The organism is Streptomyces sp. NPDC088124 (genome assembly GCF_040685895.1).
Classification (GTDB): Bacteria; Actinomycetota; Actinomycetes; order Streptomycetales; family Streptomycetaceae; genus Streptomyces.
Map to the genome: position 1 here is coordinate 118,680 of NZ_JBFBJB010000011.1, position 10,884 is coordinate 129,563.

Consider the following 10,884-nt stretch of genomic DNA (forward strand, 5'->3'; position numbering starts at 1 on the left):
GGCGAGACCGCTCCGTCCGTGCACAACGAGCGTGCGGCGCGGCGGAAACGGCGCCGCGCGCCGCTCACTTGGGAGCCTGGGCGCCCTCCAGTTCGGCCACCGCCCGCTCCCACAGGCCCGGCAGCGACTCCCCGAGAGGAAGGGCGCGGTCGGCCAGGAAGGACACCTCGGCCCACGTGTCGAAGAAGGAGAGGCCCACCCCGAAGAGGTGTCCGGGCACGAGCAGGGGGAGCAGGGCGGTTCCGGTCACCTGGGTCTCCCCCAGGCTGCCCTTGTCGGCGAGAGGCATGGACGTGGCCATGACGTCGGTGACACGTGGGGAGATCACCCGTCGCAGGTACCACTCGGTCGGACGGTCCGGCATGAACCGGACCAGGTCCTGAATGGCCTGCCGCCAGGCCTCGCCCCGCAGCTTCCGGGTCCTCGCCATGACGCGGTCCAGTCGCCACAGGGACGCATCACCGTCCTGGCCGCGCCGTGTGCCCCGTGTGCCCCGCGTGCCCCGCGTGCCCCGCGTGCCCCGCGTGCCCCGGGAAGCGTCCGTGTCTTTCGGGACCGTCCGTACGGGCAGCTCCAGCGGCAGGGCGAAACAGCGATTGCCCCAGGTCTGATCCTCGTCGGGACGGCGCGCGTCGACGGGTACCAGCGCCGTCACCCGTGGCAGCGGTACGCCGGACCGCGCCGACCAGGTCGCCAACGCCCCGGCGAGCGCCGCCAGATGGACATCGTGGGCCGAGCCGCCGCGCGCCGCGCCGATCCGGCGGAGTTCACCCGCCGGTACCCGGCCGCGCCACAGCCGCCTCTCGCCCGTGGGGACGAAGGGGGCGGCTGCCGGCCGGGGGCCGCGGCCGACGAGGGAGGCGGACGCGAACTTCGCGGCCAGCCCGACAGCCATGCCCGCCCGTCGGGGCAGGTCGGTGCGGCGGCCCTTCCCCGGCACCGGGCGGGCCGAGGGTTCCCCCTCGCCCAGCATGGTCCGGAACGTCATCGCGGCGGCCGCACCGTCCTGACAGGCGTGGTGGAAGCGGTAACACACCGCGTACCGGTCGGGCGCGTGGCCGTGGACCAGCCAGACCCCCCAGTAGGTGCCGGGCGCGAGCGGCGCGTTGATCGCGGTATGCAGGGCCTGGTCCCACTCCTCGGGGCCCTCGGCGACCACCTCATGGACGTGCCGGTCGACGGCGAAGCCCGTGTCCGTCCGCCACCGGGGGCGCCGCGGTCCGCCCTCGACGCGGCTGGTCAGCAGGGGCAGTTGGGCCAGGCGGAAGTCCACGTACGCGCGGAGGTCCGCCAGGCTCGGGGGCGGACCGCTCAGATACGCGACGCCACCGGCGTCCCAGCGGGCGCCGGGGTGGCGGCGTTCCATGCCGAGGAACGCGCGGTCGAGCGCGTGGGCGGGATGGCGGGGCGAGGGAACGGACGGGACGGACGGGACGGACTCGGGCATCGGAGGACTCCAGTTCGTGCCTACGGACGGACAGACGGTCGGGCCGGTGGCGCCGACCAGGGTCGCGCGCCGCGGGACCGCTTCCCGGCCGACGCTCATGGAATCACCCGAAAGGAGGACGTCGCCGCGGGCAGCCCGTACGGCCGGGGTCGCTTCCGTCAGCTCCGTACGCCAGGGCCTGGCCTGGGACGGAGGCTCCTCGCGGGACCGTCCGGGACGCAGTCCGGCCGTGGTGCGGGTAATCCGTTCGGGTGAGCAGGCGGAATCGGGAACCTGCCACCGCCCGCCTTCTGACACCGTATGCGGTGCGTCAGCGGTCGCCGGTCCCCGGGGAAGTGCCTGAATGCCTCACGGGTGGCCGCTGACGGGGCGGTCACGCACCGACCCGCCCACGGTCTCGTCCCCTTTCCAACCCCTTGGAGTCGTGATCGTGCATGTCGCCCTCACCGGCGCCACCGGATTCCTCGGACTGCGCCTGTTACGCCGTCTGCTCACCAGGCACCGATCAGTGACGGTCCTGGCCCACGCGGGCTCGGGCGACGCGCTGCGCCGCATCACCCGGTTCTTCGAACTGACCGGCGCACCCGAGGCGTTCACCGCCGGACTCGCCGACCGGCTGCGGGTGGTGGAGACCGAGCTGGAGCGACCCCGGCTGGGTCTGCCGGAGCGCGCCTTCCGGGAGCTGGCCGACGGTCTCGGCGCGATCTGGCACAGCGCGGGCAGCATCAACCTGGAGGGAGACCTCCCCGAGCTGCGCCGGACCAACGTCGAAGGCACCCGGCACGTACTGGAGTTGGCCGCCGCCGGTCGCGGGCGGCCCGTGGTCCACCACGTCAGTACCGCGTTCGTGGCCGGCGGGCGGCGCGAGGGAGTGGCGTACGAGGACGAGCTGGACGACGCGTACGGCTTCGAGAACGCCTACGAACGCTCCAAGTACGAGGCGGAGAAGCTGATCCACGCCTGGTCGCGGGAGCACGCCCGGCCGGTCGTGGTGCTCCGGCCGAGCATCCTGGTCACGGATCTGCCGCCGCACCCGGAGCTGCCCTCGCACCCGCTGCAGGTCGTCGAGCGGATCATGCGTGACGCGCGGGGCACCGCCGGAACCGGGGGTCCGGAGCGCGACGGCCGCCCCCACGTCCGGCTGCTGGGGCATCCGCACGGCCGGCTGAACCTACTGCAGGTGGACCACGCGGCCGGCCTCATGGTGCGCCTCGCCGACCGGGCGCCCTCGGGCGGGGTCGACACGTACCACGTGGTCCATGACCGTGACGTACCCGTGCCGATGGTCGTGGCCTTGCTGGAACGGCTGGTGCCGGTCTCGGTCGAGTTGGTCGGCACGGAGCCTGACGACCCGTCGGCGCTGGAGTCCCTGCTGGACTTCTACCCGGGGCTGGCGGTCTATCTCACCCACCGGCGGCGCTTCGACGACACCCGGGTCAGGGCCGTGCTCGGTCCTTCGGCGGCCTCCGACCGGGTGGACCTCGACTACCTCTGTTCCGGCCTGGCCGCGAGGAACCACGTGCGCGCCGGGCCGGCGGCCGGGCCCGGCCTCTCCCCCGCCCGGTACTCCTGAGCGCCCGGTACTCCTGAGCGCCCGTCAGCGCCGCCGAGTCTCCCCCCGTCAGCCCCTGCCACTCCCGCTGGAGCCCTCCGTGTCCGTCCTCGCCGCTCCCGGCTCCCCCGCCGGGTCCCCGCCGGTCTTCTCCCCCGAGGAGATCGTCGCGCTGGCCCGGCGCATCCGGGAACCCGTCCACGTCGTCAGCGGCCCCGGCGGCCGTGAGCTGGGGCTGGCGACCGGCCCCAGGTCCGGTGCCGGTGCCGGTACGCCGGTACTCGGTACGCTGCCACCGCTGTACCCCGAGTGGCTCGGCGGGCGCACCTTCTGCGAGGCGCACGGTGTCCGTTTCCCCTATATCGCGGGTGAGATGGCGAACGGCATCGCGACCACCCGGATGGTGTCCGCGATGGCCCGCGCGGAGATGCTCGGGTTCTTCGGCGCCGGCGGCCTGGCCTACGGCGACGTGGAGCGGGCCGTGCAGACGCTCGCCGACGAGCTGCGCAACCGCCCGAACTGGGGCGTGAACCTCATCCACTCACCGGCCGAACCCGAGCTGGAGTTCCGCGTCGCCAAGCTGCTGCTGCGGTGCGAGGTGCCCCGGATCTCGGCGTCGGCGTTCATGGAGCTGACCCCCGCCGTCGTGCTGTGCTCGGCCCGGGGGCTGCGCCGGGGCGCGGACGGCCGGATCGTCCGGCGTACGCGGATGCTCGCGAAGGTCTCCCGCCCCGAGGTCGCCGAAAGGTTCCTCTCGCCCGCCCCGGCCGCGCTGCTGGACCGGCTCGTCGGAGAGGGCGAGCTGACGCGTGAGGAGGCCGGCCTCGCGGCCTTCGTACCGGTGGCCGAGGACATCACCGTGGAGGCCGACAGCGGAGGACACACCGACAACCGGCCGCTGTCGGTCCTGCTGCCGAGGATCGCCTCGCTGCGCGACACACTGTGCCGGCGGTTCGGCTACCACCGGGCGGTCGGGGTCGGCGCGGCCGGTGGGCTGGGCACACCGGACGCGGTGGCCGCCGCCTTCGCCCTCGGCGCGTCCTACGTGGTCGTCGGGTCGGTGAACCAGACGGCCACCGAGGCGGGGCTGTCCGACGAGGCCAAGGCAATGCTCTGCGCGGCGGATGTCGCCGATGTGACGATGGCACCCGCGGCGGACATGTTCGAGCTGGGCGTCCAGCTGCAAGTGCTGTCCCGGGGAACGATGTTCGCCCAGCGGGCCGGCCGGCTCCACGCGGCGTACCGGGCCCACGGTTCGCTGGAGGAGATCCCGCCCGCGGTGCGCGCCCCGATCGAACGGGATGTGCTGCGCGCCCCGTTCGACGAGGTCTGGCGGCGCACCGTCGCGTTCTGGGAGCGGCGCGATCCCACCGAGATCACCCGGGCCGAGTCCGACCCCAAGCACCGGATGGCGCTGGTCTTCCGCTGGTATCTGGGCAGTTCGAGCCGGTGGGCGATCACCGGCGAGACGGCCCGGCGCCCCGACTACCAGATCTGGTGCGGTCCCGCGATGGGCGCGTTCAACCGGTGGGCCGCGGGCACGTTCCTGGCCGAGCCGGCGAACCGGTCCGTGGTGCAGATCGCGCTCAACCTGCTCGAAGGCGCCGCGGTACTCACCCGCGCCCATCAACTGCGCACCTACGGGGTCCCGTTGCCGTCCGACGCGTTCACCTACACACCGTGCGCGCTGGCATGACCGGCCCCGGTGCGCCCGATCCGTCAACTGCCGGCGTCCGAATCCGAGGAGAGACCGTGACCGCCTCCACCCCTCGCCAGGTACCCGTCGCCGTGGTCGGTGCCGGCGCCCTCGTGCCCGGCGCGACCGACGCGGCGGGCTACTGGCGGATCGTGACCGGCGGCCAGGACCTGATGACCGAGGTGCCGGCCTCCCGCTGGCTGGTGGCGGACCACTACGATCCCGACCCGGCCGCCCCCGACCGGACGTACGCCCGCCGGGGCGCGTTCCTGCCCGACGTCGACTTCGACCCGATGGCGTACGGTGTGCCGCCCACCAGCCTGTCCGCGACGGACACCTCGCAGCTGCTCGCTCTGATGGTGGCCGACCAGGTGCTGGCCGACGCCGGTGGCCTGCCGGACATGGACCGGGACCGGGTGGGCGTCGTCCTCGGGGTCTCCGCCCTGGAACTGCTTCCGCACATGTACGGTCGCACCGAACGCCCGGTGTGGCTCAAGGCGTTGCGGGAGAGCGGTCTCACCGAGGCCGAGGCGCGTGCGGTGTGCGACCGGATCTCGGCGCACTACACACCGTGGCGGGAGTCGACCTTCCCCGGGCTGCTCAGCAATGTCGTCGCGGGCCGGATCGCCAACCGGTTCGATCTGCACGGCACCAACCACACCACCGACGCCGCCTGCGCCAGCTCCCTGGCGGCGCTCTCCACCGCGGTCGGCGAACTGGCCCTCGGCCGGGCCGATCTGGTGATCAGCGGTGGTGTGGACACCGGCAACGGAATCGGCATGTTCCTGTCCTTCTCCAAGACCCCCGCGCTGTCCCGCAGCGGTGACTGCCGGCCGTTGTCGGACGCGGCGGACGGCACGATGCTCGGCGAGGCCGTGGTCATGTACGCGCTGAAGCGGCTGTCCGACGCCGAGCGGGACGGCGACCGCGTCCACGCGGTGGTCCGGGGCATCGGCACCTCGTCCGACGGCAGGAGTTCGGCGATCTACGCGCCGCTGTCCGGCGGTCAGGCGCGGGCCCTGCGACGCGCCTACGAGGAGGCGGGCTACGGTCCGGGGACCGTGGAGCTGGTCGAGGCGCACGGCACCGGTACGCAGGCCGGGGACACCGCGGAACTCGACGCGCTGAACGAGGTGTTCGGGGCTTCGGGGCGTACGGACGGGCAGTGGTGCGCGATCGGCTCGGTCAAATCACAGATCGGCCACACCAAGTGCGCGGCGGGCGCGGCGGGGCTGCTCAAGGCGGTCATGGCACTGCACCACAAGGTGCTGCCGCCGACCATCAAGGTCGACCGGCCGAACCCGGCGGCGGCCACCCCGGACGGCCCGTTCTACGTCAACACCGAGGCCCGGCCATGGGTACGGCCCGCCGGTCATCCGCGCCGGGCGTCGGTGTCGAGTTTCGGCTTCGGGGGCAGCAACTTCCACGTCACACTGGAGGAGTACGTGCCCGCGGGCACCCCGGGCCGGGCGGCGCCGCGCCACCGCTGCGCGCCCAGCGAACTCGTCCTGTTCAGCGGCGCGTCCCCGGCCGCCCTGGTGGCCCCGGACACCGGCGACGACCGCCCGCTGGCCGCGCTCGCGCGGGAGAGCCACAGCGCGTTCTCGCCCACCGATCCGGTACGGCTGGCCATCATCGCCACCGGCGTCGAGGAGTTGCGGGATCGGTACGCGCAGGCACTCGCGCTCATCCGGCGGCGGCCCGGCACACCGTTCTCGACACCGACGGGGATCCGGTACGCCGTGGGGACACCGGCGCCCGGCCGGATCGGCTTCCTCTTCCCGGGGCAGGGGTCCCAGTACGTCGGCATGGGCGCCGATCTCGCGATGCTGGCACCGGCGGCCCAGACCGTGTGGGACGAGTTGGGCGGCACCGGGTTCGACGGACTGCCGCTGCACCGGGTGGTGTTCCCGCCGCCCGCCTTCACCGACGAGGAGCGCGCGGCCCGGCAGGCGGTGCTGGCCGCCACCGAGTGGGCGCAGCCCGCGCTCGCGGTGCACTCGCTCGCGCTGCTGGCGGTGGTGCGGTCCCTGGGCCTGCGGCCCGACTGCGTGGCGGGCCACAGCTTCGGTGAGCTGGTGGCGCTGCACTGCGCGGGTGTCCTGGACGCCGGGTCGCTGGTCGCCGTGGCCCGCAGGCGCGGTGTGCTGATGCGGGACGCGGCCTCCGTGCCGGGGGCGATGCTCGCCGTGGCGGCGGACCGGGCGCGCGTGGCGGCGGTACTGGCCGGTGGCGGACTCGGTGACCTCTGGCCGGCCAACCACAACTCCCCTCTGCAGACGGTACTTTCCGGGACGACGGAGGCGGTCGCGCGGGCCGAGAAGGCGTTCGCGGCCGAGCGGGTCGGCACCCGCCGGCTGACCACCTCGACCGCTTTCCACAGCCCGCTGGTCGCCCCGGCCGGTGAACCCCTCGCCGCGTTCCTGCGCACGGTCCCGCTCACGGAACCCCGGATCGAGGTGTACGGCAACGCGGACGCGGCCCCGTACCCGGCCTCGCCCGACGGGATACGCCGCCGGATCGCCGGCCATCTCGCCTCGCCGGTGCTCTTCCAGGACCAGATCGAGGCGATGTACGCGGCGGGGGTGCGGACCTTCGTCGAGGTGGGCGCGGGGACCGCGCTGACCGGCCTGGTCGGGCAGATCCTCGGCGACCGCGAGCACGCGGCCGTCCCCCTGGACCGGCCGGGCCGGTCCGGGGTCAGCACCCTGCACACCGCGCTCGGCGAACTCGCCGTACGCGGTGTGCCCCTGGACCTCGCCCCCCTCTGGGCGCCGTACACCATGCCCGGAACGGCGGCGAAGGAGCGCGGGCCCCGGATGACCGTGAAGATCAGCGGAGCCAACCACGGTCAGCTCTACCCGCCCCGGGCCGGAGCCCCGGCACCGCCCGCGCCCACTTCTGCGCCTGTTCCCGCTCCTGTGCACGCCCCTGCTCCCGCTCCCGACACTCTGGCGGTTCCCATGCCCGCTCACGCTTCCACCACCCTCCGCGCCCCGGAGCCACCGGCGTACGACACGGCGTCCGCCGACGCCCCGGTGCCCGCCGACGACGCCGGGCCCGGGGCCACCGTCGGAGCCGACTGGTACGCCGCGGTCGAGGGCGTCCAGCGGCAGACGGCGGAGGCCCATGCCGCCTGTCAACGCATGCTGACGGACAGCCATATCGCGTTCCTGCGGATGACCGAGACCACCCTGAGCGCGATGCTCGGGGCGCACGGCGGGCAAGGAGGAGTTCGGGAAATCCCCGGCGGCGCGGATCAAGGCGACGCCCTGGACCAAGGCGGCCTGCGCCAGGGCAGCTTGGACCAGGGCAGCTTGGACCAGGGCGTCGGCGGGGTGGTCGAGGCCCCGGCTCCCCTGGCGCCGCTGTCACTCCCCCGCCCTCCGGCGCCACGCGGGGAGCCGGCTCCCGGGGCCCCACCGGCACCCGTACCGTCCACCGCCGAGGACCGGGCACCGGCTGCCGCCACCGCGCACCTGTCGGCATCGGAGCTGGCGGAACTGCTGCTCTCGGTGGTGGCCCGGCTCACCGGCTATCCGGTGGACATGCTGGGCATGGACATGGAGCTGGAGGCGGATCTGGGGGTCGACTCCATCAAACGCGTCGAGATCCTGTCCGCCGTGCGACGGCAGGCCGGCGACGTCGTGGCGGGCGACGTCGGTCAGCTCGGCAAGCTCCGCACCCTGCGTGAGATCGTCGAGGCCCTCACCACAGCCACCGGCGCCAAGGCCCCCGAGGCCCCCACCCTGACCGTCACCCCCGGGACCGGGGCCGAGGCCGGGACCGGGCCGGAGACGGCGCTGACCAGGCTGGTGCCGCGCGCGGTGGAGTCCCCGGCGGCGGGACTGGCGATGGCGGGACTCCTGGACGGGCCGCTCGTGGTGACGGGCGAGGGTCCCGAAGGCGTCGGGCTCACCGGCCTCGTCGCCCGGAAGCTGGCGGAGCGTGGCGTGGACGCCACCGCCGTCGCCGAGGTGCCCGAGGACGCGCGCGGTGTCGTACACCTCGGCGCGCTGACCGGGAGCGGCACGCCCGAAGAGGCGCGGGAGGTCCATCGGTCGGTGTTCCGCGCGGCACGTTCGGTGGCGGCCAGGACGGCCGGGCGGGGCGGGCTGTTCGTGACCGTGCAGGACACCGGGGGCGACTTCGGGCTCGGCGGTCACGCGCCCGACCGCGCGTGGCTGGGCGGTGTCGCCGGTCTGGTCAGGACGGCGGCGAAGGAGTGGCCGGACGCCTCGGTCAAGGCCGTCGACTGCGAGCGGGGCGGCCGGAGCGACGAGGCGGTCGCCGAGGCGATCGTACGGGAGTTGCTCGAAGGCGGCCCCGCCACGGAGGCCGGTCTGCGCGCGGACGGTACCCGCACCACCCTCCGGTCCGTGCCCGCCCCGGTGACACCCGCCGCCGCGCCGCGGATCACCTCCGCGTCGGTGATCGTGGCCACGGGAGGGGCCCGCGGGGTGACCGCCGCCGCGCTGCTGGACCTGGCCAGGAGGCACCGTCCGCGGATCGTGCTGCTCGGCAGGACGGAATCGGTCCCCGAGCCCGACGGGGCCGCCGCGGCCCACGACGAACCGGCGCTCGTCCGGCTGCTCGCCGAGCACGCCGCGCGGCACGCCGCGGGGCACTCCACCGGAGGCTCGGCGGACTCCTCGCCCGCCCGGATCACGGCACGGGCCCGGGAGATCCTGGCCGCGCGTGAGGTACGGGCGACGCTGGCCGCGCTGGAGGCGGCGGGGTCGCCCGTCCGGTACGTCCGGGCCGACGTCCGCGACGGCGAGGCCCTCGCCGCCGCGCTGCGCGACGTACGCGACGCGTGGGGCCCGGTCACCGGCATCGTGCACGGTGCGGGGGTCCTGGCCGACCAGCGGATCGCGGAGAAGAGCGACGCGCAGGTCGAGCAGGTGATGTCCACCAAGGTGGACGGTCTGCGCGCGCTGCTGGCCGCGACGGCCGGCGATCCGCTGGACATGATCTGCCTGTTCTCCTCGGTGGCCGCGGGGTACGGCAACGCGGGGCAGGGCGACTACGCCATGGCCAACGAGATCCTGGGCCAGGTGGCCTCGGCCGAGCAGGCCCGCCGCCCGGACTGCCTGGTGCGGTGCGTCGCCTGGGGCCCGTGGCAGGGCGGCATGGTCACGCCCGCCCTGGCCGCGCACTTCGGCCGGTCGGGGGTTCCGCTCATCCCTCTGGAACAGGGGGCCGCCGCCTTCACCGCCGAGTTGGACGGCACGGCCGGCGAGCCGCGCGTCACGCTGGCGGCCGGGGGCGGTCCCGCGGCCCTGTCCCCCATCGGTGATCCGCCGCCGGCCCAGCTGCTGGTCCGGGCGGACACCCTGCCGTACCTGGCCGACCACGCGATCGCCGGGGTTCCCGTGCTGCCCGTGGCGATGGTCCTGAACTGGTTCGCCGGGGCGGCCACCGCCTGGCGGCCGGATGCCGGTCCGCTCGTCCTGCGCGATCTGCGGGTGTACAAGAAGTTCGCCCTGCCGGAACTGACCGGCGAGGGCCACCGGCTCACCGTGCGCGGGAGTCGGGGCGCGGCCGGATCGGTGGCGGGACTGGAGGCGGAGCTGCGGGGCGCGGACGGCGTGGCGCACTTCCGGGCCGTGCTGGACTCGGGGGCCGTGGAGCCGGATCCGGCAGGCTGGGGCAGCCCGGACGGCCTGGAGCCGCTGGACCACGGCGAGTTCTACGACGGAGAACTCCTCTTCCACGGCCCTCGGTTCCAGGCCGTCCGTACCCCGCACGGCGTCTCGGAGCACGGTGCCGAGGCCACCGTCGCCGGTCTGCGCGCCCTGGGCTGGCCGGGGAAACACTGGCCGCTGGACCCGGCCGCCGTGGACGGCGCGCTCCAACTCGCCCTGGTCTGGGCCCGGCACGCCGTCGGTGCGGCGACGCTGCCGATGGCCGTCGCGGAGTGCAGGCTGCACCGGCCCGGCCCGGTGGACGGCACCGTGCGGTGTGTGGTCCGGGGCCGGAAGGCGCACAGCACGGGAGCGCGCTGCGACGCGGCGCTGATCGACGCGGACGGGACCGTCCGTCTGGAACTCCTCGGCGTGGAACTCGTCCGCCGTCCCGCCTAGTGCCCCTCCCGGCAAGCTTTGCCCCGTCGCGGCACTAGGAAAGTCAATCCGAAGTCCCGTGCGCCTCCGCTGTGTTCGACCCCGAGCGACCCGTCCCCGACCC

The 10,884-nt window shown here is 74.5% G+C and carries 4 protein-coding genes; 3 read left to right on the forward strand and 1 reads right to left on the reverse strand.

The features are described from left to right. Positions 1 to 64: 64 nt before the first annotated feature. Positions 65 to 1,447 (reverse strand): wax ester/triacylglycerol synthase domain-containing protein, encoded by a 1,383-nt coding sequence (locus AB0P17_RS11640; protein WP_365809866.1) that lies wholly within the window; start codon positions 1,445 to 1,447, stop codon positions 65 to 67. A gap of 430 nt (positions 1,448 to 1,877) precedes the next feature. Between AB0P17_RS11640 and AB0P17_RS11645 the strand changes: the two genes are divergently transcribed. The 3 genes from AB0P17_RS11645 (at position 1,878) to AB0P17_RS11655 (ending at position 10,781) form a co-directional block, all read left to right on the forward strand. Continuing rightward, positions 1,878 to 3,020 carry an NAD-dependent epimerase/dehydratase family protein gene (locus AB0P17_RS11645; protein WP_365809938.1) on the forward strand — a complete coding sequence of 381 codons (1,143 nt, stop codon included), beginning with the start codon at positions 1,878 to 1,880 and terminating at the stop codon, positions 3,018 to 3,020. A 79-nt stretch (positions 3,021 to 3,099) separates the two neighbouring features. After that, a complete protein-coding gene (locus AB0P17_RS11650) occupies positions 3,100 to 4,695 on the forward strand; it encodes a PfaD family polyunsaturated fatty acid/polyketide biosynthesis protein (RefSeq protein ID WP_365809868.1) in 1,596 nt (531 codons plus the stop codon). A 56-nt stretch (positions 4,696 to 4,751) separates the two neighbouring features. Further along, a complete protein-coding gene (locus AB0P17_RS11655) occupies positions 4,752 to 10,781 on the forward strand; it encodes an SDR family NAD(P)-dependent oxidoreductase (RefSeq protein ID WP_365809870.1) in 6,030 nt (2,009 codons plus the stop codon). Positions 10,782 to 10,884: the final 103 nt, after the last annotated feature.

What these genes read in the sequence shown, in the direction of transcription:
- AB0P17_RS11640 (WP_365809866.1), bottom strand. Translation starts at nt 1,447, where the DNA reads ATGCCCGAGTCCGTCCCGTCCGTCCCGTCCGTTCCCTCGCCCCGCCAT.